The 23,323-nt window shown below is 63.4% G+C and carries 20 protein-coding genes and 2 tRNA genes; 10 read left to right on the forward strand and 12 right to left on the reverse strand.

Annotated features, from left to right (window positions below):
• Window positions 1–112: 112 nt before the first annotated feature.
• On the forward strand, window positions 113–1,084 hold the full coding sequence (locus ACFQ50_RS07180) for a hypothetical protein (RefSeq protein WP_377994840.1): 972 nt from the start codon (window positions 113–115) through the stop codon (window positions 1,082–1,084).
• A gap of 143 nt (window positions 1,085–1,227) precedes the next feature.
• Entirely contained in the window at window positions 1,228–2,097 is an 870-nt protein-coding gene (locus ACFQ50_RS07185; RefSeq protein WP_377994841.1) for a glycosyltransferase, read from the forward strand.
• A 9-nt stretch (window positions 2,098–2,106) separates the two neighbouring features.
• Here ACFQ50_RS07185 and ACFQ50_RS07190 read toward each other — a convergent pair whose 3' ends face one another.
• The 12 genes from ACFQ50_RS07190 to dnaA form a co-directional block, all read right to left on the reverse strand.
• Window positions 2,107–3,030 (reverse strand): DMT family transporter, encoded by a 924-nt coding sequence (locus ACFQ50_RS07190; protein ID WP_377994842.1) that lies wholly within the window; start codon window positions 3,028–3,030, stop codon window positions 2,107–2,109.
• Window positions 3,031–3,166: 136 nt separating this feature from the next.
• Window positions 3,167–3,242, reverse strand: a tRNA-Ala gene (locus tag ACFQ50_RS07195).
• A gap of 71 nt (window positions 3,243–3,313) precedes the next feature.
• Window positions 3,314–3,439: a DLW-39 family protein gene (locus ACFQ50_RS07200; RefSeq protein ID WP_377994843.1), complete on the reverse strand. Its 126-nt coding sequence runs from the start codon at window positions 3,437–3,439 to the stop codon at window positions 3,314–3,316.
• Between the two features lie 63 nt (window positions 3,440–3,502).
• Window positions 3,503–3,576 (reverse strand) — tRNA-Ile (locus tag ACFQ50_RS07205).
• 99 nt (window positions 3,577–3,675) lie between these two features.
• Complete coding sequence (locus tag ACFQ50_RS07210; RefSeq protein WP_377994844.1) at window positions 3,676–4,332, reverse strand: DUF3566 domain-containing protein; 657 nt, start codon at window positions 4,330–4,332, stop codon at window positions 3,676–3,678.
• Entirely contained in the window at window positions 4,329–7,064 is a 2,736-nt protein-coding gene (gene gyrA, locus ACFQ50_RS07215; protein ID WP_377994845.1) for a DNA gyrase subunit A, read from the reverse strand. The genes ACFQ50_RS07210 and gyrA overlap by 4 nt, the downstream gene beginning before the upstream one ends.
• Before the next feature lie 58 nt (window positions 7,065–7,122).
• Window positions 7,123–9,213, reverse strand: coding sequence for a DNA topoisomerase (ATP-hydrolyzing) subunit B (gene gyrB / locus ACFQ50_RS07220; RefSeq protein ID WP_377994846.1), 2,091 nt, complete (start codon window positions 9,211–9,213; stop codon window positions 7,123–7,125).
• Between the two features lie 357 nt (window positions 9,214–9,570).
• Entirely contained in the window at window positions 9,571–10,128 is a 558-nt protein-coding gene (locus ACFQ50_RS07225; protein ID WP_377994847.1) for a DUF721 domain-containing protein, read from the reverse strand.
• A complete protein-coding gene (gene recF, locus ACFQ50_RS07230) occupies window positions 10,115–11,317 on the reverse strand; it encodes a DNA replication/repair protein RecF (protein WP_377994848.1) in 1,203 nt (400 codons plus the stop codon). The genes ACFQ50_RS07225 and recF overlap by 14 nt, the downstream gene beginning before the upstream one ends.
• A gap of 60 nt (window positions 11,318–11,377) precedes the next feature.
• Window positions 11,378–12,307 (reverse strand): phosphogluconate dehydrogenase (NAD(+)-dependent, decarboxylating), encoded by a 930-nt coding sequence (gene gnd, locus ACFQ50_RS07235; protein WP_377994849.1) that lies wholly within the window; start codon window positions 12,305–12,307, stop codon window positions 11,378–11,380.
• 72 nt (window positions 12,308–12,379) lie between these two features.
• The gene (gene dnaN / locus ACFQ50_RS07240; RefSeq protein ID WP_377994850.1) at window positions 12,380–13,504 is read right to left on the reverse strand and encodes a DNA polymerase III subunit beta; all 1,125 of its coding nucleotides are present in this window, start codon (window positions 13,502–13,504) and stop codon (window positions 12,380–12,382) included.
• Between the two features lie 536 nt (window positions 13,505–14,040).
• Window positions 14,041–15,462: a chromosomal replication initiator protein DnaA gene (dnaA, locus tag ACFQ50_RS07245; RefSeq protein ID WP_377994851.1), complete on the reverse strand. Its 1,422-nt coding sequence runs from the start codon at window positions 15,460–15,462 to the stop codon at window positions 14,041–14,043.
• 471 nt (window positions 15,463–15,933) lie between these two features.
• On the opposite strand from dnaA, the gene rpmH reads away from it, so the two are divergent.
• The 8 genes from rpmH (at window position 15,934) to ACFQ50_RS07285 (ending at window position 21,665) form a co-directional block, all read left to right on the forward strand.
• On the forward strand, window positions 15,934–16,071 hold the full coding sequence (gene rpmH / locus ACFQ50_RS07250) for a 50S ribosomal protein L34 (RefSeq protein ID WP_003800212.1): 138 nt from the start codon (window positions 15,934–15,936) through the stop codon (window positions 16,069–16,071).
• A gap of 40 nt (window positions 16,072–16,111) precedes the next feature.
• Window positions 16,112–16,537, forward strand: coding sequence for a ribonuclease P protein component (gene rnpA / locus ACFQ50_RS07255; RefSeq protein WP_377994852.1), 426 nt, complete (start codon window positions 16,112–16,114; stop codon window positions 16,535–16,537).
• Window positions 16,530–16,925: a membrane protein insertion efficiency factor YidD gene (yidD, locus tag ACFQ50_RS07260; RefSeq protein ID WP_377994853.1), complete on the forward strand. Its 396-nt coding sequence runs from the start codon at window positions 16,530–16,532 to the stop codon at window positions 16,923–16,925. Before rnpA ends, yidD begins: the two co-directional genes overlap by 8 nt.
• A gap of 15 nt (window positions 16,926–16,940) precedes the next feature.
• Entirely contained in the window at window positions 16,941–17,921 is a 981-nt protein-coding gene (gene yidC, locus ACFQ50_RS07265; RefSeq protein WP_377994854.1) for a membrane protein insertase YidC, read from the forward strand.
• Window positions 17,921–18,484, forward strand: a complete 564-nt coding sequence (locus ACFQ50_RS07270; RefSeq protein WP_377994855.1) for a protein jag — start codon at window positions 17,921–17,923, stop codon at window positions 18,482–18,484. Before yidC ends, ACFQ50_RS07270 begins: the two co-directional genes overlap by 1 nt.
• Before the next feature lie 20 nt (window positions 18,485–18,504).
• On the forward strand, window positions 18,505–19,155 hold the full coding sequence (gene rsmG / locus ACFQ50_RS07275) for a 16S rRNA (guanine(527)-N(7))-methyltransferase RsmG (RefSeq protein ID WP_377994856.1): 651 nt from the start codon (window positions 18,505–18,507) through the stop codon (window positions 19,153–19,155).
• A gap of 85 nt (window positions 19,156–19,240) precedes the next feature.
• Window positions 19,241–20,293 (forward strand): ParA family protein, encoded by a 1,053-nt coding sequence (locus ACFQ50_RS07280; protein WP_377994857.1) that lies wholly within the window; start codon window positions 19,241–19,243, stop codon window positions 20,291–20,293.
• A 67-nt stretch (window positions 20,294–20,360) separates the two neighbouring features.
• Window positions 20,361–21,665 carry a ParB/RepB/Spo0J family partition protein gene (locus tag ACFQ50_RS07285; protein WP_377994858.1) on the forward strand — a complete coding sequence of 435 codons (1,305 nt, stop codon included), beginning with the start codon at window positions 20,361–20,363 and terminating at the stop codon, window positions 21,663–21,665.
• Window positions 21,666–23,323 lie beyond the last annotated feature (1,658 nt).

Below are 23,323 nucleotides of genomic sequence, written 5' to 3' on the forward strand. Positions count from 1 at the left end.
AGACAGTTCCGCGCTCGGTGAAATCCACCGTGAATCCGCCGGAACAATAGCAGCCCGGCTATTCGTACACGTAGGCTAACAACAGAACCGTCACATTAATCGGGAGGTAGTTGTGAAGAAATCGGATCGTATTGCCCGCGAACTGGAGTTGTCGGTCAGTTCTGCAGTTGAGAACGCAAAAGACCGCGTGGAAGCAGCAGTGGACTGGGCAGTTCCCCGCCTGCAGCACGGCATTGATACGGCTTCCCCCAAGATCCAGGAGGGCCTCAAGGTGGCGGCCCACAACCTTGCGGACGGTGTCGCCACGGTAACCCCGCGGCTCCAGGACGGTTTGGCGCAGCTTGCCCCGAAGATCCACGACGTCGTGGAAGGCGCCACCCCATACATGCATGACGCGCTGGACCGGGCCACACCCGTTATTGCGCAGGCCCGCGACCGCGTAGTGGTGGAGTACCTTCCGCGGCTCTCGGACCAGATCGGAACCGCTTCCGAAGCTGTCCACAGGACACTCGAGGGCACCCCCGCCCGCGTTGACGCCGTGGCCCAGAAGCTCGGCGACGTCGGTATCATCCACACCATCCAGGAACAGGCCCATGTTGCCGGCGGCCACCTGAAATCAGCCGCCAACGAGGCCAGCCGGGCAGTGACGGGCAAGGCGCTGGTAGTGGAGCCCCAGAAGCCGAAAAAGCGCGGACTCCTCATTCTTGGGGTGATCACAGCGGCCGTAGCCGCCGGCGTGGCCGCATGGAAGGCGTCAAAGCCGGTCGAGGATCCGTGGAAGACCCCCGCGCCCGTGACGCCCGCACCCTCGACGCCGGTTGCAACCACCCCGGCAGCCTCCGCCACCCCGGTAGCTGAGAGTGCCCTGTCCGAAACTCCGGCGCCGGTTCCCGCCGCAACCACGTCGGCTTCGTTGGAAGACTTGGCCTCCTTGGAAGAGGACAACGCCGCCGCCTCCGCCGATAAGGCAAAGCACGTTGCCGACGACGCGGATTCCGACGCCGGCCAGGTTGCCACCGATGAAAAGACTGCGGTGAAGAACATCGCATCCAACATCGGGAACGGTGCCGATAAGAAGGCCTAGCCAACTGCCCGCAGGGCAGTAACAAGAGGGGTTCCGCAACGGCGGGGCCCCTCTTGCCGTCTCTGCGGGAGTGTCCTGTGCCCTCCCTGCCTGGCGGGCACTGTGCCGCCGTAATGGAAAGCATCGGTGCTAAGTTTGAGGTGATGTCACCCGATAGATCCGCAGAGGATGCCTTGACTGACACTGAGCCGCGCGTATCGATTGTTATCCCGGCCTACAACGAGGAAAGTGTTATCCGGCAGTGCCTCATCGCGGCGGTCTACCAGTCGGTTCCGGCGCACGAGATCATCGTGGTGGACAACATGTCCAAGGACCGCACGGCATCGATCGTCACCCAGATGCAGCAGGAGTACCCGGAGAGCCCCATCATCCTGCTCCGCCAAGACATGGCGCAGGGACTCATCCCCACCCGCAATTTCGGCCTGGACAACGCCACCGGCGACGTCCTGGGGCGGATCGACGCCGACTCGGTGGTCGAACCTGACTGGGTGGAGCAGGTGCAGAAGGCCTTCGAGGACCTCTCCACCTCCGCCGCCACCGGGCCCGTGGTCTATTACGACATGCCGATGCGCCGCTTCGGACTCAAGGCAGATGACAAGATGCGCCAGCTGATGCTGAAACTGGCCAAGCACCAGTACCACTTCCTGTTCGGCTCCAACATGGCCCTCCGCCGGTCCGCGTGGGAGACCATCCGCGGTGAAACCTGCCGGGATGAAAAGGATGAGATGCACGAGGACATCGACCTGTCCCTGCATCTCGCGGACCACGATCTCAAGGTCCAGTACTGGCCGCAGATGGTCTCCGGGATGTCGGCCCGCCGGCTTGAGGACTCACCGCGCGACTACAGGTACTACGTGACGCGCTTCGACCGCACGTACAAGGCCCACAACGTGAAGAAGATGGCCCTCAAGGCACCCATGGTGGTCTTCTTCTCGGTGTATTTCCCGGCGAAGCTGCTGCGCGCCATCCACACCGTGAACACCAGCCAGCCGGTCCGCCGCGGCGGCCAGTAGTCCGGCGGGTCAGTCGGCCCCCAGCTCGAGAAGCGGGCGTTCCTCAGGCGGCTGGCCCCGTCGGGCTTTGCCGTTCCGCTGTCCGGCCACCACAACGGCCAGGCCCACGAGGATGAGCGCCAGCCCGGCGTAGGTGCCAGCCGGCAGCTTCTCGTGCAGGAACACGGCGGCCAGCAGCGCGGCACCGGGTATTTCAAGCAGGATGATCATGGACACCAGCAGCGGGCTCATTGTGGCCAGCAGGTGGTTGAATGCCGTGTGTCCCACGAGCTGGGCGCACACCGTGATGGCCAGAATTCCCAGCCAGCCGCCGGCGTCGAACCCGGTCAGCGGCTGGTTGGTGAATATTGCCAGTACCGCCACCAGGACAGCGCACATGCCGTAGCAGAGGGCCGTGTAGGTTCCGGTGGTCATGCTCTGGCGGGCCCGGCCGCCGGCAAGGGTATAGATGCCCGCTAGTAGCGCGCCGGCCATGGCCAGGACGTCGCCCAACAGGGCATCTGGGGAAGTGCCCATGTCGAAACCCGTAATGGCCACGACGCCGCCGAAGGAGATGCCCAGGCCCACCAGCACCTGCCAGCGGTGCCGCACGCCGCGGAAGAGCTGAATGACGGCGATCCAGGCGGACTGCAGGCAGACGAGGGCGGTAGCCGCAGCCACGGAGGTCAGCTGCAGGGACGTGATGAAGCAGGCGAAGTGCAGGGCCAGGGCCACGGCCGCAACGAGCGACCAACGGAACTCATAGCGCCCGATCCGGCTGAACTGGCGCGGTTCCCGGATCAGGGTGGGGGTGGCCATGACGGCGGCCGCGATGGCATTGCGCCAGAAGGCGATGGCGAGGGCCGTGACAGTGGTGGCGCCGAGTGTGGCGGCGATGAGCGGTCCTGATGAAGCCACGCCCAGGACGCCCAGGGCTGCAAAGAAGAAGTTCACGCTTCCACAGTAATGTGCCGGCCACACCCCGCCGGTGGGGGCCGATTGGGCCTGTCGAACCCGGGGCGAGCCTCCACCGGCCGGCGCAGGAGGTTAACGCAAAAGGTCCCGGCCGTTCCGACCGGGACCTTTCTTATGGTGGAGGCACGGGGACTCGAACCCCGAACCCCCTGCTTGCAAAGCAGGTGCGCTACCAATTGCGCCATGCCCCCATAAGAAGCAACCCGTCCATCATACCCTAGTTCCGAAGGCTGGCTGACCAGCCTCCGCACCGGGATCCGGACTATTCAACCTTGTCGGTTGATTCGCTCCAGACTGTCTTCCGGGCTTCGGATTCCTGCACCTTTTTCTTGTACAAGAGGACGCCTGCGACTGCAGCTGCAATAACCAGCAACTTCTTCACACGCACCCCGTTCCGGCTTGATTCCTGGGAATCGCACCTAAACCTCGACTTGAACCTGTGCAGGTTCCGTGGGCGTACCAGGACTTGAACCTGGGACCTCTTCGTTATCAGCGAAGCGCTCTAACCGCCTGAGCTATACGCCCCGATGCCTCATCGGGCCGAGACATGACTCTACAGCACATCCCGGCCCGATCTCAAATCGAGGCATTCCGGCAGGGTTTTCCCGCGGAAATACAGGGTTTTTAGTCGTCTGTCAGGGTCACGCCGATGCCGCCAACAAGGGTTGCCGAAATGTTGTACAGCACAGCTGACAGCATGGACAGGGCAGTCAGCAGCACAACATTCACAACGGCGATGATGGTGGCGAAGGATGCCACCTGGCCGAGCGAGGCGACCTTCTTCAGCTCGAAGCCGCCGCCCTCGGAACCGGCAAGGGTTCCCAGCAAGCTGTCCACCTGGTCGAAGATTCCGGTCAGGTCGAGCACGGTCCACAGCACGATGGCGGCGACCACCGTGACGATGCCGAGAGCGACGGACAGCAGGAACGCCATCTTCAGGACGGACCAGGGGTCCACCTTGCTGACCAGCAGCCGGGCGCGGCGCACCTTGGCCTTCGGAGCCGGTTTGACCAGCCCCGGAGCACCCGGCGCACCTTGGGGGCGCTGTCCTGGCGCCGCCGGGCGCTGCGCCGGCGCGGCCGGCCGCTGGCCCTGCGGACGCTGTCCTGCGGGCGCCGGGCGCTGTCCCGCACCTGCGGGGCGCTGTCCCGGAAGTCCCGACGGCGTGGCCGGGCTCTGCTGGGGACGCACCGGGGCGTTCACCCGGGGAGCGGATGCCGGCTGACGCATCCCGCCGGGACCATTACTGCTCGGCTTGGGAAATGAGTCGGAATTGCTCACTCGTTACCTCCGGTGTTGTCTTCGTTCGCCTCAGCATCGCCGGACGTTCCTTCTGCTTCATCGGCCAGTGCTGAAGCCGCCGCTGCGGATTCCTCGTCTGGTCCGGCATCTTCAGCCAACGTTACGTCATCAGCGGCGATAGCCAAGATTTCTGACGCACCCGGTTCATCGGCGTGGTCGGCTTCAGACTCTCGCTCGGCGCTGGCTTCAACTTCGGCTTCGAGGCCGCGTTCGGTGTTGCGGGCAACCTCGATGATGCGGTCGTTCTTGTCCGGCTTCGCGAAGATGACACCCATCGTGTCGCGGCCCTTGGCCGGGACGCCGGCCACGGATGAACGGACAACCTTGCCGCCGCCCATGACCACCAGGACCTCGTCTTCCTCCTGGACGATCAGCGCGCCCACAAGATCGCCGCGTTCTTCGGCGAGCTTAGCCACCTTGATGCCCAGGCCGCCGCGGCCCTGGAGCCGGTATTCCTCGACTTCCGTCCGCTTGGCGTAGCCGCCTTCGGTCACGACGAAAACGTAGGAGCCCTCGGCCACCACGTTCATGGCCAGCAGTTCGTCGTCCTCGCGGAACTTCATGCCTGTCACGCCGGACGTGGCCCGGCCCATGGGACGGAGCGCGTCGTCGGTGGCCGTGAAGCGGATCGACTGTCCCTTACGGGACACCAGCATGAGGTCATCCGTCTCGGAAACCAGCTGCGCGGAGACCAGTTCATCCTCTTCCCGGAGGTTGATGGCGATGACGCCGGCGGACCGGTTGGTGTCGTAGTCCTCCAGCCGGGTCTTCTTGACCAGGCCGCGCTTGGTGGCCAGCACCAGGTACGGCGCGTGCTGGTAGTCCTTCAGGTCCAACACCTGTGCAATGTGCTCGTCCGGCTGGAAGGCCAGCAGGTTTGCCACATGCTGGCCCTTGGTGTCGCGGCCGCCCTCGGCAAGTTCGTAGGCCTTGGCCCGGTACACCCGGCCGAAGTTGGTGAAGAAGAGCAGCCAGTGGTGGGTGGTGGTAACGAAGAAGTGTTCCACCACGTCATCGCCGCGCAGCTGGGCACCCTTGATGCCCTTGCCGCCGCGCTGCTGCGAACGGTAGTTGTCGCTCCGCGTCCGCTTGACGTAGCCGCCGCGGGTGATGGTGACCACCACTTCCTCTTCGGGAATGAGGTCTTCCATGGACATGTCGCCGTCGTAGCCCATCAGGATCTGGGTGCGACGGTCATCGCCGTGCTTGGCCACGATCTCGGCGAGTTCCTCGCTGATGATCGTGCGCTGGCGTTCCTCCGAGGCGAGGATCGCGTTGTATTCGGCGATCATCGCCTCGAGCTCGGTGTGGCGGTCCTGGATCTTCTGGCGTTCCAGGGCAGCGAGCCGGCGGAGCTGCATGTCGAGGATCGCGCGGGCCTGGATCTCGTCGATGTCCAGCAGCTGCATGAGGCCATCCCGTGCTGCCTCGGTGGTGCTCGAGGCGCGGATCAGGGCAATGACCTCGTCCAGCATGTCCAGCGCCTTGAGAAGGGCACGCAGGATGTGCGCTTCTTCCTCCGCCTTGCGCAGGCGGTAGCGCGTGCGCCGAGCGATAACATCCAACTGGTGGGTGACCCAGTGGCGGATGAAGGCATCGAGGCTGAGGGTGCGCGGCACCCCGTCCACGATCGCCAGCATGTTGGCACCGAAGTTCTCCTGCAGCTGGGTGTGCTTGTAGAGGTTGTTCAGCACCACCTTGGCGACGGCGTCGCGCTTGAGGACGATGACCAGGCGCTGGCCGGTGCGGCCGGAAGTTTCATCCCGGAGGTCGGCGATGCCTTGAACCTTGCCGTCCTTGACCAGTTCGGCGATCTTGATGGCCAGGTTGTCCGGGTTTGCCTGGTAGGGCAGCTCGGTGACCACCAGGCAGGTCCGTCCCTGCAGTTCCTCGACATTGACCACGGCGCGCATGGTGATGGAGCCGCGGCCGGTGCGGTAGGCATCCTCGATGCCCTTGTGGCCCAGGATGGTGGCGCCGGTGGGGAAATCCGGTCCCTTGATCCGCTTCAGCAGTTCTTCGAGCAGCTGCTCGCGGCTGGCGGTCGGGTTGGCCAGGTACCACTGGACGCCGTCGGCCACCTCGCGGAGGTTGTGCGGCGGGATGTTGGTGGCCATGCCGACGGCGATGCCCGAGGAGCCGTTGACCAGCAGGTTGGGGAACCGTGCCGGGAGGATGGTGGGTTCCTGGTTCTTGCCGTCGTAGTTGTCCTGGAAGTCGACGGTCTCCTCGTCGATGTCACGGACCATCTCCATGGCAAGGGGCGCCATCTTGGTTTCCGTGTACCGCGGGGCCGCGGCACCGTCGTTGCCGGGTGAGCCGAAGTTGCCCTGTCCCAGCGCCAGCGGGTAGCGCATGGTCCAGTCCTGGATCAGGCGCACCAGTGCGTCGTAGATCGCCGTGTCACCGTGGGGGTGGTACTGGCCCATGACCTCGCCCACCACACGGGCACACTTGTTGAAGGCGCGGTCCGGGCGGTAGCCGCCGTCGAACATCGCGTAGAGAACGCGGCGGTGGACCGGCTTCAGCCCGTCACGCACATCCGGCAGCGCACGGCCGACAATGACGGCCATCGCGTAGTCGAGGTAGGAACGCTGCATCTCCGTCTGCAGGTCCACCTGCTCCACGCGGTCGACCAGCACGTCGCCCTCCAGCACCGGCTCCGTGCCGTCCGGGGACTCGGCCGGGACCTCAGGTGTTTCGTCACTCATAGTCTGTATTTTCCGTTTCAGGTATATGTCTGTTCTGGAATATCAAGGGCGCAAACCGCTAGATATCGAGGAACCTGACGTCCTTGGCGTTCTGCTGGATGAAGTTTCGGCGGGATTCGACGTCCTCGCCCATCAACACGGCGAAGATCTGGTCGGCGGCCGCTGCGTCCTCCATGGTGACCTGCAGGAGGGTGCGCCGGTCCGGGTCCATGGTGGTGTCCCAGAGTTCGGTGTAATCCATCTCGCCCAGACCCTTGTAGCGCTGGATGCCGTTTTCCTTCGGAATGCGGCGGCCCGATGCCTGGCCAGAAACCAGCACGGCGTCACGCTCACGGTCGCTGTAAACGTAGTCGTGCGGCGCGTTGGACCACTTGATGCGGTACAGCGGCGGCTGGGCCAGGTAGACATAGCCGTTCTCGATCAGCGGGCGCATGTACCGGAACAGCAGTGTCATCAGCAACGTGGTGATGTGTTGGCCGTCCACGTCGGCATCAGCCATCAGCACGATCTTGTGATAGCGCAGCTTGCTGAGGTCGAAGTCCTCGCCGATGCCCGTGCCGAATGCTGTGATCATGGACTGGACCTCGTTGTTGCCCAGCGCCTTGTCCAGGCGTGCCCGCTCCACGTTGAGGATCTTGCCCCGGAGCGGAAGGATGGCCTGCGTCTCCGGGTTTCGACCGCGCTTGGCCGAACCGCCTGCCGAGTCACCCTCCACCAGGTAAACCTCGCACTTCGCGGGATCCTTCGAGGAGCAGTCGGAGAGCTTGCCCGGCATGCCGAAGGACTCCAGCGGGCTCTTGCGGCGCGCATTGTCGCGGGCCTTGCGCGCAGCCATGCGAGCCTGCGCGGCGGAAATGGCCTTGCGGATCACGTCGCGCGCCGGGGCGGGGTTGCGTTCCAGCCAGTCGCCGAGCTGGTCGGTGACCACGCGCTGCACAAAGCCCTTGACCTCGGAGTTGCCCAGTTTGGTTTTGGTCTGGCCCTCGAACTGGGGCTCGGACAGCTTCACCGAGATGACGGCCGTCAGGCCTTCGCGGATGTCGTCGCCGGTGAGGTTCTCCTCTTTTTCCTTGATGATTTTCTGCTCCCGCGCGTAGCGGTTGATGAGCGACGTCATCGCGGCACGGAACCCTTCTTCGTGGGTTCCGCCCTCGTGGGTGTTGATGGTGTTGGCGTAGGTGTGAACGCTCTCGGAGTACGCCGTGGTCCACTGCATCGCCATCTCGACGGCGATGTGCCGCTCGGTGTCCTCGGTCTCGAAGGCGATGACGTCCTCGTGGACAACATCCACCTTCTTGCTCGAGTTCAGGTGCTTGACATAGTCGAGAAGACCATCGTTGTACTGGTAGACCACGGTGCGGTGCTCGGCCAAGACCTCGCCCTCGGTCAGCACGCCGTCCAGGTCCAGGTCGCCGGCATCGTCCGTGCCGGCCGCCGCCTGGCGCTCGTCCGTCAGGGTGATCTTCAGTCCCTTGTTGAGGAAGGCCATCTGCTGGAAGCGCGCGCGGAGCGTCTCGAAGTCGAATTCCACGGATTCGAAGATGCTCGGATCCGGGTAGAAGGTCTGGGTGGTTCCCGTCTCGGCAGTTTCCTCGCCCTGGACCAGGGCGCCTTGGGGCTTGCCGCCGTCGGCAAAGGACATGCGCCAGACGTGGCCCTGCCTGCGGACCTCGGTGTCCACGCGGCTGGAGAGCGCGTTAACGACGGAGATACCCACGCCGTGCAGGCCGCCGGACACGGCGTAGCCGCCGCCGCCGAACTTGCCTCCGGCGTGCAGGATGGTCATGACCACCTCGACGGTCGGCTTGCCCTCGGTGGGGTGGATGTCCACCGGGATGCCGCGGCCGTCGTCTGTTACCTTGACGCCGCCGTCCGCCTGCAGAACAACTTCGATGTGCGTGCAGTAACCTGCCAGTGCCTCATCCACGGAGTTGTCCACAACTTCGTACACCAGGTGGTGCAGGCCGCGCAGACCGGTGGAGCCGATGTACATGCCGGGCCGTTTCCGTACGGCCTCGAGGCCCTCAAGAACGGTGATGTCGCTGGCGCCGTACTCCCGCGGTGTGGCAGTCTCAGCCGGGGCGCCGGACGTCCGGGCATCCTCCGCTACAGGCTCCACTGCCTCGATATCTGCATTGTCGTTAGCCACAGGCGCTTTCGACTCCTCTATGTTCGATGATGGCCGGCCTCCGCCGTCCGCCGGGGAACGGCGTCCGCCAAAAGGCACGTCACTGCCAGCGCCAGCTGCTCGGTTGACCTGCGGAACCGTTCCCACGCGGAAAAAGCGCTGGAAAACGGACTCAGTCAACGTTTCACCGGCGCCCAGTTATCTAGAGGAATTCTATCGTGAAACATGGTCGATCCCCGCATTGGCGGGGCGCCGACGCGGCTCAATATGCCTCTCGCTGGCCATTGGCCCCGCCTGCAAGGCTCCAGCAGTCCCTGTTTTGGACTCCTATACGGCCGACGGCGGTTTAAGCGCCCTGCACGCCGTTTGTGCTGTCGGCTATCCGTACGTGTCCCTCGGCCCGCGTCCGTTGACAGTACGGCCGCCCTTGCGCCAGTTCGGTGCGGCCGGCCCCAGCACCTGGATGCTGGTGACCACTCCATCACCGAGTTCGGTGCGGAACTTTTCGAGCAGGCTCATGCTGAGCAGCCGGAGCTGCGTCGCCCAGGCAGTGGAGTCGCACCGGACATGAAGGGTGGTGTCGGTGAAGCTTTCCGGGGTGCAGTGCGCGGCGATTTCCGGTCCCACGAGTGCCGGCCACTCGGCCATGACCGAGCCGACGGCGACCGGGGAGGTCCAGCCGCGCTCGGCAACCAGCCGCCCCACCACCTTTCCCAGCCCCAGGGGGTCGCGTCCGGTGGAGTGGAACTGGCTGAAGCCCCGTGTTCCCTGGGCCGCAGTTCGCGGTTTTTGTCCGGTGCCTGCCCGTGGCGCTTTCCGGCGGATCTCCCCACGGGCAGCCGCCGCCTCACGCATCCTGTTTAGCGCCGCCTGGGCGGCATCGATTTCATCGGGATCGCGGCCCGGCTGCAGGCCGCCGTCCTTATCCCTGTTCATCGATTCCTCCCGGAATTACTTTCACCCGCCGGCCCGCAAGCTCGTCCGGAATATCGGCGTCGACGGCGGCGGTCACCAGCACCTGCTCGGCGCCGGCAACTATTGCGGCCAGTTTACGCCGCCGCTGGACATCAAGTTCGGCGAAAACGTCGTCCAGGATGAGGATCGGCGCTGAGCCTCCGGTGCGGGCGTCGTCGAGCATGACGTAGTAGGACGCCAGCCGGAGCGACAGGCACATCGACCAGGTTTCACCGTGTGACGCGTAGCCCTTGGCGGGAGCCGGCCCGAGCACGAGTTCCAGCTCGTCCCGGTGCGGACCTACCAACGAGATGCCCCGTTCGACTTCCCTGCGGCGGGATGCCGCGAAGGCCTGCATGTAGCGTTCGGCGAGCTCCTCCACGGACAACAGGCGGAGATCCTCGGCCGGGTTTCCCGGCCCGGGTGGTGCCGTCGAAGCGCCAGCCGGCTCGCCGTCGTCGTCCATTATGTTCTGCAGTGTCGACCTGTAGATCGCATCCGCGGCTTTGGAGCCGTCGGTGAGCTGGGCGTACGCGCTGTTGAGATGAGGCCGAAGGCGCTCAACGAGTTCCAGCCTGGCGTGCAGCAGTTCCGCACCGGCGCGCGCCATGTGCTGGTCCCAGACGTCGAGGGTGGCCTCGTGGCCGGCAGTGAATTTCCCGGCCCGCGCCGACTTCAGCAGTGCGTTGCGCTGTTTGAGGACCCGGTCGTAGTCGCTGCGGGTGGCGGCGTGTCGGGGAACCAGGCTCACGAGAAGCTCGTCCAGGAAGCGGCGGCGGTTCGACGGATCGCCTTTGACGAGCGCCAGGTCCTCCGGAGCGAAGAGGACGGTGTGGCAGATGCCCAGCAGGTCACGCGCACGGACGGGGTTGCTGCGGTTGATGCGTCCCCGGTTGGCCCGGCCGCCGTTGATTTCCAGCTCCAGGATGGTGGATTGTTCGCCGCGGACCAGCTTCGCCCGGATCAGGGCGCGGTCGGTTCCGAAACGCAGTAACGGAGCGTCGGCGCTGACCCGGTGGGAACTGAGGGTCGCAAGGTAGCCGATGGCCTCCATCAGGTTGGTCTTGCCGATTCCGTTGGAGCCGACCAGGACCGTGACGCCCGGGCCAAAGCGGAGATCCACCTGGGCGTAACTGCGGAAATCGGTCAGGGACAGGTGTTCTAGGTACACGCGATCTTCAAATTCTCGGGAACCGTCGGGCCGGAAGCCGGGCGGAACCCGGACACGGAGCTACTTGGCCGGACGGGTGGCATGCCCGCCGAACTGGTGGCGCAGCGCGGACACCATCTTCATGGCCGGCGAGTTGTCCTCGCGGGAGGCGAAGCGGGCAAACAGCGCGGCGGTGATCGCAGGGGCCGGCACCGCATTGGCGATGGCCTCTTCCACGGTCCAGCGGCCTTCACCGGAGTCTTCGACGTAGTCATCGATCGAGGCAAGTCCCGGATCCTCGTCCAGGGCCTTCACCATGAGATCCAGCAGCCACGACCGGACAACCGTTCCCTTCTGCCAGGCGCGGAAGGTTCCGGGAAGATCCGTAACGATTTCCTTGGCAGCGAGGAGTTCGTAGCCCTCGGCGTAGGCCTGCATCAAGCCGTACTCGATGCCGTTGTGCACCATCTTGGCGTAATGCCCGGCGCCGACGCCGCCCACGTGCACGAAGCTGTCCGCACGGTCACCCTCCGGACGGAGCGCGTCAAAAACCGGAAGTGCACGTTCAATGTCCTCGGCGTCGCCGCCAGCCATGAGCCCGTAACCGTTCTGAAGTCCCCAGACCCCGCCGGAGACGCCGCAGTCAGCGAAGCGGATTCCCTTTTCGGCCAGGGCCGCGCCGTGCTTCTGGTCCTCAGTGAAGCGGGAGTTGCCGCCGTCGATCACCATGTCGCCGGGCTGCAGCTTGGCGCCGAGCTCGGTGATGACGGCGTCGGTGATTTCACCGGCCGGAACCATGACCCAGATGAGGCGCGGCGCAGGAAGCGCGGCAATGAGGTCGTCCGTGGAGGCGACATCGGTGACCTCAGGGTTGCGGTCAAAGCCGGTGACTTCGATTCCGCCCTTGCGCAGCCGCTCGCGCATGTTGAAGCCCATTTTTCCAAGGCCGATCAGTCCGATATGCACCGTGTGAACTCTTTTCTGCGCGGAGGTTTGGGATGGGCGGTCCACCCAACCAGGTAGCAGCTCGAGGCGTTTTGAAGGCTCAGAAGCCCCTCACCTGCTACCCAGTTGGGGTGTGGCTTAGTTGGGCAGGCGCACCGGCATCACGAGGTAGCGGTAGTCGTCCTGGTCCTCGCCGTCGATGTCGTTCTGTGCGGTAATCATTGCGGGCTTGGGTGCCGTGGTGAAGGAGAATCGCACGAACTTGGTTTCGATCACGCTGAGGCCCTCAACCAGGTAGTGCGGGTTGAAGGCAACGGTGATGTCCTCGCCGGACAACTGTGCCTCGAGCTCTTCGGAGGCCTGGGCGTCCTCACCGGTGCCGGCGTCGAGGTGCAGCTGGCCCTGGGTGAACGCGAGCCGGACCGGGGTGTTGCGTTCGGCCACGAGCGAGACACGGCGGACAGCCTCCACGAGCTCCTGGGTCTGCACCGTGGCGTGAATGGGCGTGGAATCCGGGAATAGCGAGCGGATCTTGGGGTAGTCGCCGTCGACCAGTAGCGACGTGGTGGTGCGGCCGCCGCTTTCAAAGCCGATGAGTCGGCTGTCGTCGTCGGCGATGGCGAGGTTGATGTCACCGCTGCCGCCCAGGGTCTTGGCAACTTCGTTGAGCGTTTTGGCCTTGACCAGGGCACTGGTGGAGATGCCGGGAGTGACAGGCTTCCAGGGAACTTCCCGCATGGCGAGCCGGTAACGGTCGGTGGCCAGGAGGGTGATGAGGTCGTCCTCGATCTCCATCCGCACGCCGGTGAGGATGGGAAGGGTGTCGTCCTTGCTGGCGGCGATGATCACCTGGGACACGGCCTGGGCGAAGGCGTCGCCGGCAACAGTACCGGTGATGGTGGGCAGCGCGGGCAGAGGCGGGTATTCGGCCTCGGGCATGGTGGCGAGGTGGAAGCTGCTTCGGCGGCAGGTGAGGGTCACCTTGTTGCCATCGGTTTCGATGTCCACCGGCGCTGAGGGAAGGCTGCGGCAAATGTCCGCGAGGAGCCGGCCCGAAACCAGGATGGTGCCTTCTTCCCTGATGTCGGCAGGTATTTCAAGCCGCGCGGACGTCTCGTAATCGAAGCTGGACAGGCTGACGGTCCCGGATTCGGCTTTGAGAAGGAGACCGGAAAGCACGGGTACGGGCGGCCGCGGAGACAACGACCGGGCTGTCCATGTGACGGCTTCTGCCAGGACGTCCCGTTCGACTCTGAACTTCACGGAAGGGTGCCGCCTTTCATTGCTGCTGCCATTTTCTGAACGGGAACTCGCAAAGAGCCCACAAGACCTTTGCCCCCAAACCCCGGAACCTGCATGGTCCGCGCATGGCCGACTGCAAACGAACCCGGGGATGGGAGCGCTGCAGACAGCTTAGCCGGAACTACAAGCATTTCCCCATCCCCGCCGTTGCTGCCGGCTCTGCCGGCGGCCAGTGGCCGATCCTTTGGCCGGTGCATGGAGGTCGGGGAAGGAGATTGTTGTTTGAGGGATTTCAATTTTTTGGGATTAGTAGTGTTAATAACTGCTGTGGAAACTGTGGATAACCCCGTTTCACGGCTCGGATCCGCGGTTAAGCCCTGTTCATGGACTGTGGGTTCGGCACGTTTTAAACAGGCTGTGGATGGGGACAACATTTTTGGCCTGTTTGCGTGATCCACAGACGCCTTAAGGGTTTTAAGCCCATTAACCGCGGTTGTCCCCTTAACTGTCCACAGGTTTATCCACACGCACCTGTTAATAAGGTTAAGAACCTCGGATCAGGAGTCGCGCTGCTGCTGCTTGATGCGGTTGGTGAGCTCCGTGACCTGGTTGTAAATCACACGCCGCTCGGCCATGAGTTCACGGATCTTGCGGTCGGCGTGGATCACCGTGGTGTGGTCGCGGCCGCCGAGCTCCTGGCCGATCTTGGGAAGCGACATGTCGGTCAGCTCGCGGCACAGGTACATGGCGATCTGCCGTGCGGTCACCAGCGTCCGGGTCCGCGACTTGCTGCAGAGCTCCTCCATGCTGAGCTTGAAGTAGTCCGCCGTCTGCTGCAGGATCTGGCCGGACGTGATTTCCTGGGCGCCGTCGTCGGTGATGAGGTCTTTGAGCACCATCTCCGCGAGAGCCACATCCACCGGCTGGCGGTTGAGGCTGGCGAATGCGGTGACGCGGATGAGGGCGCCTTCGAGTTCGCGGATGTTGCTGGCGATCTTCGACGCGATGTACTCGAGTGCGTCGTCCGGGGCGGAGAGGCCTTCGCTGAGGGCCTTCTTCCGGAGGATGGCGATGCGGGTTTCAAGTTCGGGGGGCTGGATGTCCGTCAGCAGGCCCCACTCGAAGCGGGATTTCATCCGGTCCTCGAAACCCGCGAGCAGCTTGGGCGGCTGGTCCGAGGTGATGACCACCTGCTTGTTGTTGTTGTGCAGGGAGTTGAACGTGTGGAAGAACTCCTCCAGCGTCCGGTCCTTGCCGGCCAGGAACTGGATGTCATCGATCAGCAGGACGTCGACGTTGCGGTACGTCGTCTTGAAGCTGGCGCCTTCGTCGTCACGGATCGAGTTGATGAAGTCGTTGGTGAATTCCTCGGAGTTGACGTACCGGACGCGGATCCCGCTGTAGAGGCGCCGGGCGTAATGGCCGATGGCGTGCAGGAGGTGCGTCTTGCCCAGACCCGAGTCACCGTAAATGAACAGCGGGTTGTAGGCCTTCGCGGGCGCTTCCGCCACGGCGACGGCTGCGGCATGCGCAAACCGGTTGGAGGATCCGATCACGAACGTGTCGAAAACGTACTTCGGATTGAGCCGGCCGAACTCGTGTGAAGTGCTCGGCAGCATGGGCTGCGGCTTCTGTTCAATGGAGGGATCGTTTGCGAGGGAAAGCTCGACGGCGGGTTCCGGCTCTTCGTGGATGGGCACCAGATCGGTGTCGACGTCGATCGCGCATCGGATGTCGTCTGAGAAGACGTTGCGGAGAGCGTCATCGAGAGCGTCCTTGACCTGCGTCTGGAGCACTTCCCGGGTCAGTTCGTTGGGCACTGCGACGAGAAGGGTGGAACCGATGAGGCCCTGGGCCTGCGCGAGGATGACAAAGCCGCGTTGCCGGGGCGAGACGCGGTCGTCCTGTTCGAGAAGATTCACCACGCGCCGCCAGGAACTTCCGACAGTGTTGGCGTGGTTGGCTTCGTCTACTGTCATCAAATTTGGTTCCTCAAAGCTTGCTGCCTGCATTACATGCAGCCGCAAGCCCGAACCAGGGTGCTGGCCCGGCTTAATCCACAGGGTTATGCACAGTCCGTGGATAATCGGCTACTGAGACACTCTAGGGGATGAAAAGCCTAGAAGATAGCTGGGAAGTGCCTTGTGGATAATTACACCGTTGTGGTTCGAAAACGCCGGTTGTGAGCCGCTTCATCCACAGGTTCGGCGCCCCGTTAGCCACAGCTGGGGAAACACGCCGGGCGGCCTGCTGGTTTGACTCCTGCCCGCGTTTTGCCCTAACGTTGTGGAGTCCTTTGTGCCTGCTTTCTGACCCTATTTTGGACTTCCGGACACTTCGCGTGTTCGGGAAAAACCTAGGGGAAGCAGACACATACAAAACTTAGCGTCGGCCAGTTCTTCCCCTTACTGATCGGGTGGGCGCACCTTTGATCCACTGGAGTAACTAACGTGAGCAAGCGGACTTTTCAGCCGAATAACCGCCGTCGGGCCAAGAAGCACGGCTTCCGCCTTCGTATGCGCACCCGTGCCGGCCGCGCCATCCTGGCCGCCCGCCGTGGCAAGGGCCGCACCGAACTGTCGGCATAAATACTGACTTGTCGGTCTTCTTCCTTCTGCGAGATTAGCGGTGCTTGCCACCCGTAACCGCCTGAGGACTTCAACCGATTTTTCAACAACTGTACGTTCCGGCGTCCGCAATGGACGCCGGAACGTAGTGTTATATACGGCAACTATTGGAGCCGACGAACCCAGCCGTATCGGGTTCATCGTTTCCAAAGCTGTCGGGAACGCTGTTGCCAGGAACCTCGTTAAGAGGAGACTTAGAGAAGCCGGCGCTGTCTCGTTGCACGAGTACGGCACCGGATTCGCTATTGTGGTGCGTGCTTTGCCCGCCTCCGCAACAGCCAGCTGGGATGAACTCCTGGCGGATTACAACGCCGCCTTGGAAAACACCATGAGGCGGCTGGCTGGCCGCCTTCCGGCGGTGACCGGAAAACGGCCAGCTGGAACGCTACCGGACGCAACAACACAGGAAGGGACACAGCGTGCTTGACCCGACTGCCGCCGTCGTCCGTTCCCCGAAGTCCGCAACAGCGGCCGCGGGCAGCTTCATCTGGAACCTGCCCCGCAATATCCTCATTCTTCTGCTTCTGGCCTACCGCAAGGTGGTTTCGCCCTTGTACGGCCAGGTTTGCCGCTTTTTTCCCTCCTGCTCGGCCTACGCGCTTGAAGCGGTCACCGTCCACGGCGCTGTCAAGGGTGGCTGGCTCGCGGCCAGGCGCCTGGCACGTTGCCACCCGTGGAACGCCGGTGGTGTGGACCATGTCCCCGCCGGCCACCGGGAATGGCCTGAAAACCGGACCCCCAGAATTGTTGTGCTGAATAACCCGGATAAGTACCTGGCTGCTCAGACTGATGAAGAAGGCCGCGCTGCGGCCTGACGAATAGGGAATCGTATGGACTTCTTTGGAACAATCATGGCCCCGTTCAAGTGGCTGGTCTCAGTCATTATGGTCGGCTTCCATGACGGATTGAGCTTCATCGGCCTGCCGGCCGCGAACGGCTGGACCTGGACGCTGTCCATCATCGGGCTGGTGCTGGTGATCCGCGCCGCCCTTATCCCCGTGTTCGTCAAGCAGATCAAGGCGCAGCGAGGTATGCAGCTGCTGCAGCCCGACCTGAAGAAGATGCAGGACAAGTACAAGGGCAAGACCGATCAGCTTTCCCGCCAGGCCATGGCGCAGGAGCAGATGGCCCTGTACAAGAAGCACGGCACCAACCCGTTCTCTGCCTGCCTCCCGATGCTCATCCAGATGCCGTTCTTCTTTGCGCTGTTCCAGGTACTCTCCGGCATCAGCTCCGCCAAGGCCGGTGGCCAGGGCATCGGCGCCATGAGCATTGAGCAGGTCAGGCAGTTCGACGAGTCCAGCATCTTTGGCGCTCCGCTCTCCGCGACCCTGCTTCACGGCACGCCACCCAACGGCAACGTGGTGACGGTGTGGATCCTCTCCATCGTGATGATCCTGGCCATGACGGCCTCGCAGTTCATCACGCAGAAGCAGATCATGGCCAAGAACATGTCCGAAGAGGCCATGGCCAGCCCGTTCATGCGCCAGCAGAAGATGATGCTGTACATCCTGCCCATCGTCTTCGGTGTGGGCGGCATCAACTTCCCCATCGGTGTCCTGATCTACTGGACCACCACCAACCTGTGGACCATGGGCCAGCAGTTCTTTGTCATCCGCCGCATGCCGACGCCGGGATCCCCCGCCGCCAAAGCCCTCGCCGAACGCCGTGCCGCCAAGGGCCTTCCGGCCCTTCCCATCCTGGGCGGCAAGAAGGCCGACGCCGAAGCTGAAGCAGCTGCCGCCGCTGCGGTTGCGCAGGCCCGGACGCAGCGCACTCAGCCACAACGTAAGAACAGGAAGAAGAAGTAATGTCTGTTGAGAGCTCTGAACACGCACTTTCCGCTGAAGCAAGCGAAGACCAGGACTCCGTTGCCGGTACCGTGAACGCGGGCAAGGGCACGTCGGCAAGCCGCCTGGAAGAAGAGGGCGACGTCGCCGCCGACTACCTTGAGGAACTGCTCGACATTGCCGACATCGACGGCGACATTGACATCGAAGTCCGCAACGGACGTACCTACATCTCGATCGTGGCCGAGGAAGAGTCCGCCGGGCTCGAGAGCCTCGTGGGACGCGACGGCGAGGTGTTGGAGGCCCTTCAGGAGCTGACCCGGCTTTCGGTTCTTTCCGCTACGGAAAACCGTTCGCGCCTGGTGCTGGACATCAACGGGTACCGCAAGGAACGCGCGGGCCACCTGCAGAAAATTGCCGAGGACGCCGTCGCTTCCGTCAAGGAAACCGGTGAGGCCGTCGCGCTGGATCCCATGAGCGCCTACGAACGGAAGATCGTGCACGACGCCGTTGCCGACCTTGGATTCGTCAGCGAGTCCGAGGGCGAGGGTGCAGGCCGGCACATCGTCGTTTCCGCCGACTGAACCCTTTGGCTGAGTTACAGATGGTTGAAATTACTGCAGCCGAGCGCCAGGCGGCGGAGAAGATTTTCGGCGACCGTTTTGGCCTGGCTGAACGGTATGTCGAGCACCTCGCGACATCCGGCACCGAGCGGGGACTCATCGGGCCGCGGGAGGTCCCCAGGCTCTGGGGACGCCATGTCCTGAACTGCGCGGTGATCGAAAGTGAAATTCCCCAGGGCAGCCACGTGGCCGACGTCGGGAGCGGCGCCGGCCTGCCTGGCCTTTGCCTGGCCATTGCCCGTCCCGACCTGGAACTGACCCTCATCGAACCGCTCGAGCGCCGGGTGATCTGGCTGCAGGAAGTGGTTGACGATCTCGGGTTGAGCAACGTCACCGTCATGCGCACGCGCGCCGAACTGGCTGTTGGAATGGTGACGGCCGACGTTGTGACCGCCCGGGCAGTGTCTGCTCTGAGCAACCTTGCCGGCCTGACCATTCCGCTGCTCGGTGGCGAGGGTGAAGTCGTGGCCATCAAGGGTCGCAGCGCTGCCGAGGAGATCGAGAAGGCAGCCAAGGCCATCCGCAAGCTTGGTGGCGTGGAGACATCCGTTGTCACAGTAGGCCAAAACCTGCTCGAGGAACCCACCACGGTGGTGCGGATCGTAGTTAAGAAGACCCAAAAGAGCGCCTAGCCCCGCACGGTGCCGCGGGTCCACAGGATGTAGCGGTTAGGCTAGAGAACGGCAGTGAAAGCCGAACGAGAGTGAGTGTGTCCCAGTGACCAGTAGCGAAACCTCCACGCAGCGGATTCCCCCGTTCGTGTCCCTGGGGTCGGCGCGTGCCTTTGGCGTATCACCGGTCGCTACCACGGCAAATCAATTCAATCCGGTTGCAGGCACTACTGCTGCCAAGGTTTCACGTGAAACCGCGGCCCGCGGAAACGTGCTGGATACCATGGATGATTCGAGCCCCATTGCACGGGAACTCGCGCACGAGAACCGGCGTCGGGAGCGGCTCCTGGGACGCAACCTGCCGAAGCCGGAGAAGACCCGAATTTTCACGGTTTCAAACCAAAAGGGTGGAGTGGGAAAGACCACGACCACTGTGAACATCGCTGCGGCGCTGGCTGCGGCCGGCCTCAACGTCCTGGTCATCGACATCGACCCGCAGGGCAATGCCTCCACGGCTCTGGGCATTGAGCACCATGCCGACGTCGACAGCATCTACGACGTGCTGATTAACGATATGGCGCTTGAGGACGTGGTGGCACAGTGCCCGGACATCAGCAACCTCATCTGCGCCCCGGCCACCATCCACCTGGCCGGTGCCGAGATCGAGCTGGTCTCCCTGGTGGCACGCGAACAGCGCCTCCGCCGCGCCATCGACGTCTATGCCAAAGCCCGCCAGAAGAAGGGCGAGCAGCGGCTCGACTACATCTTCATCGACTGCCCGCCGAGCCTGGGACTGCTGACAGTCAACGCTTTCTGCGCTGCCGGCGAGGTGCTCATCCCCATCCAGTGCGAGTACTACGCGCTCGAGGGCCTGAGCCAGCTGCTGAAGAACATCGAGATGATCCAGAAGCACCTGAATGCGGATCTGGAAGTCTCCACGATCTTGCTGACCATGTACGACGGCCGGACCAACCTGGCCGCCCAGGTCGCAGCTGAAGTCCGGCAGCACTTCCCGGACCAGGTCCTTGACGCTGTCGTCCCTCGGTCCGTGCGGATCTCCGAAGCACCGAGCTACCAGCAGACTGTCATGACCTACGATCCATCCTCCAGCGGCGCGTTGTCCTACCTGGAAGCCGCAGCGGAAATCGCTGAGCGTTAGAATTTTCCAAACACAGCAACAGCCGGAGCCCGGCATAGCCGGGCTCTTCCGATGGAGGGAATCATCCATGAGCGATAAGCGACGCGGGCTCGGTCGCGGTCTTGGCGCACTCATTCCAAGTTCCGCTTCCGCAGGCGCTTCGGGTAACGGAGCAGCTCCGTCGCGCCCTGTGGATCTCTTCTTCCCGGAGGCTCGGAAGACGGCTGAACCCGTCCCCTCCTCGGAACCGGACAAGTCTGGCCTCGATGATGCCCCGGCGCCCCGGTCCGGCCGGAAAGCTGCGGCTGAAGTTTCAACCACGGTCGAAGCAGATAGTAAGCATGCCTCGGATACAGTGAAGCCCTCCCCTGCCAAGTCCACGGCGAAGACTGCCGCTTCCCAGGGTGGTGCTTCGGCTGCCGGCGCTGGTGCCGCGAAGCATGGTGGTGCGGCCAAGGCCGCCGGCGCGCCCGACTCTGAGAATGCGGAGAAGGCCGACGCCGTCCGTGAAGCGGATTTCGCAGTGGCTGCAGATGACGTGGTCCGCTTGGACAACGACGTAGAACTCGTCGAGGTACCGGGCGTCCGCTTCGCTGAAATCCCGGTCACGGACATCCATCCCAACCGCAAGCAGCCCCGTACCGTCTTCGATGAGGACGACATGGCGGAGCTTGTTCACTCGGTTCGCGAAATAGGCGTCCTCCAGCCAATTGTGGTGCGTACTTCAACCGAAAAGGGTGGAAAACCGTACGAGCTGGTGATGGGTGAGCGCCGGTGGCGGGCAGTCCAGGCCGCCGGACTCTCGACGATCCCGGCGATTGTCCGTGATACGACGGATGACGACCTGCTCCGCGACGCACTTCTGGAGAACCTGCACCGCAGCCAGCTCAATCCGCTCGAAGAGGCCGCTGCGTACCAGCAGCTGCTCGAGGACTTTGGTACTACGCACGAGCAGCTGGCTGACCGCATCGGCCGTTCGCGCCCGCAGGTGTCCAACACTCTCCGGCTGTTGAAGCTCCCGCCCCTGGTGCAGCGTCGCGTCGCTGCCAATGTCCTCTCGGCAGGCCACGCCCGGGCTCTGCTGTCGCTTCCCGACGCGGCGTCCATGGAACGCCTGGCCCAGAAGATCGTGGCTGAGGGTATGTCGGTCCGTGCCACCGAGGAAGCGGTCACGCTGCACCGTGAACCCGCGACGCCGGCCAAAAACAACATTCCCCGTCCGGGCGCACGCCACGAGCGGCTGGATTACCTGGCCTCCTCGCTGTCGGACAGGCTCGACACCAACGTGAAGATCTCCCTCGGAGCCCGCAAGGGCCGCGTGAGTATTGAGTTCGCGAGCGTTGAAGACCTCAACCGGATCATGGACGTCCTTGCCCCTGGGAGCGACAACTAAAGAATCAAGAGAAGATCATGGCCCGTTCAGAGGAACGGGCCCTTTTCTGTTGGCGGGACGGCAGTGTCTGGCACAACCAACATGGATTGCAAGCTGGCCGGTGGGTTGTTTGAGCTGGGGCATGTGGCACTCACTGCCTTCTGGGTGCATTGCAAGTGGGTCGTTAGGGAAGCCGGCTTCTGGCCCTATCGATAGAGTTCTTTCAACGGCAGGGTTTCTTGTTAAGGAGTTCTGTCGGTTCCCCAGCCAAGGGGGTTAGTAGAACCTTCAGGCAACGCCGTACTGCCGTTTGGATAGAACCGGAAGCCAGGAACCTGCATGGGTGAACCTGATGTTTTCAGACGCAGGTTTGATTTCGGAGGGCTTCCCCGGAGGGTCGCGGCTGTCACAGCGCCCTTCAACGGCCTCTGCAGCCTCCAGGAGGCCTCCCACTGCCGCGTTGACACAACACGCACCGTGCGTCTCCATCCGGGCGCAGGCTGGGCCCCCGCCAGAGTTTCCACGACGCGTGTATTCGTTGACCCACGAAGGGGTCTTCTGGCGCAGTAGTGGTTGCCAAAAGCACGCGGAAAATTGGGTTTTCTGAGCCTTTTGCCGGACCTTTATGTCGCGCGAATGGCCGAAAAGCAGGGGGTGCCTGTGCCGCAGACGCAGGAATTCATATGTGCGATTCTGCCGCATTGAGGAAGTGTGTACAGGCCATGGCTGGTGTTTTGCGGGCTGCGCCCAACTGCCTACGTGTTCCGCGTCGTTTATGACGGTAAACTCGGCGCAATCTGGTCCCCGGGGTCGGACAGACTTCCACCAGATCGCACTTCGCTGCCTTGCGATCGTCTGCCATCTCTTCCTTCCTTCTTGCTTGCGGCGACGCATGCAGGGCGGTCCAGGTGGTGCATGCATGTGCTCGGCACATCGGCGCATCTATCCAGAGGCAGAGATCTGATTGCTCGCGGCTACGCTTCTTGGCCAATTCATACTGTTGCCAGGTACCCATCGCGTAGCGGTGACTGAAGCTGCTTAAATCCGGCCTGGTAGCAGCTCGCCATCATCCGGGAATGGGCAGGCCAGCAGACCGGTATTCCAACGGCGCCACATGGGTGCAGTGCGGTAGCTCGGGGTGGTTCTCCAACTACCGTCGAAGGATTGCTTCCATCCTTGCCGCCGAATTGCAGACCGGTCCCTGCAGTGACATCCGGGAGCCTCAGCATCTGTGCCGCCTGATACTTGTTTCACGTGAAACGTCATGCTCCGGACCTTCGTCGGCCGCCGTCAGCCGCCCGCGCGGTCTGAGTCCCGCCCTCCCCTGTGCGGTTTCACGTGAAACAACTGACAAGGAGATGCGCGAGAGCCTGACGCGTGACCGGAGGTTCAGCCAATGGTGCAATATTGCAGTGGGGAGCTTGCCCCTCCTACCGAGGCCGGCCCTACTGAGACCGGCGTCGAATCTCGGGCCCTCGGAGGGGCTTTGACGGGCATACCGTGTCTGGGGAATAGGATCGGCGCAGCCATGAAGACTGAGGCACGTCGGGGCATCCCGTTGCCTCCACGGCGCTCACGAAAAGCGGATGCCAGCCCCATCTTCCCAGATCGTACCGAGCGGGAAGAGTCGCGAACCAGCGAAGCAAGACGGTGCAGGCTCGGGAATGACCCATACGGCG

The sequence above is a fragment of the Arthrobacter sp. NPDC056493 genome (assembly GCF_042795115.1).
Lineage (GTDB): Bacteria > Actinomycetota > Actinomycetes > Actinomycetales > Micrococcaceae > Arthrobacter.

What these genes read in the sequence shown, in the direction of transcription:
- ACFQ50_RS07270 (WP_377994855.1), top strand. Translation starts at nt 17,921, where the DNA reads ATGTCTGTTGAGAGCTCTGAACACGCACTTTCCGCTGAAGCAAGCGAA.
- yidC (WP_377994854.1), top strand. Translation starts at nt 16,941, where the DNA reads ATGGACTTCTTTGGAACAATCATGGCCCCGTTCAAGTGGCTGGTCTCA.
- dnaA (WP_377994851.1), bottom strand. Translation starts at nt 15,462, where the DNA reads ATGACAGTAGACGAAGCCAACCACGCCAACACTGTCGGAAGTTCCTGG.
- ACFQ50_RS07225 (WP_377994847.1), bottom strand. Translation starts at nt 10,128, where the DNA reads ATGAACAGGGATAAGGACGGCGGCCTGCAGCCGGGCCGCGATCCCGAT.
- rsmG (WP_377994856.1), top strand. Translation starts at nt 18,505, where the DNA reads ATGGTTGAAATTACTGCAGCCGAGCGCCAGGCGGCGGAGAAGATTTTC.
- gyrA (WP_377994845.1), bottom strand. Translation starts at nt 7,064, where the DNA reads ATGAGTGACGAAACACCTGAGGTCCCGGCCGAGTCCCCGGACGGCACG.
- ACFQ50_RS07185 (WP_377994841.1), top strand. Translation starts at nt 1,228, where the DNA reads ATGTCACCCGATAGATCCGCAGAGGATGCCTTGACTGACACTGAGCCG.
- ACFQ50_RS07285 (WP_377994858.1), top strand. Translation starts at nt 20,361, where the DNA reads ATGAGCGATAAGCGACGCGGGCTCGGTCGCGGTCTTGGCGCACTCATT.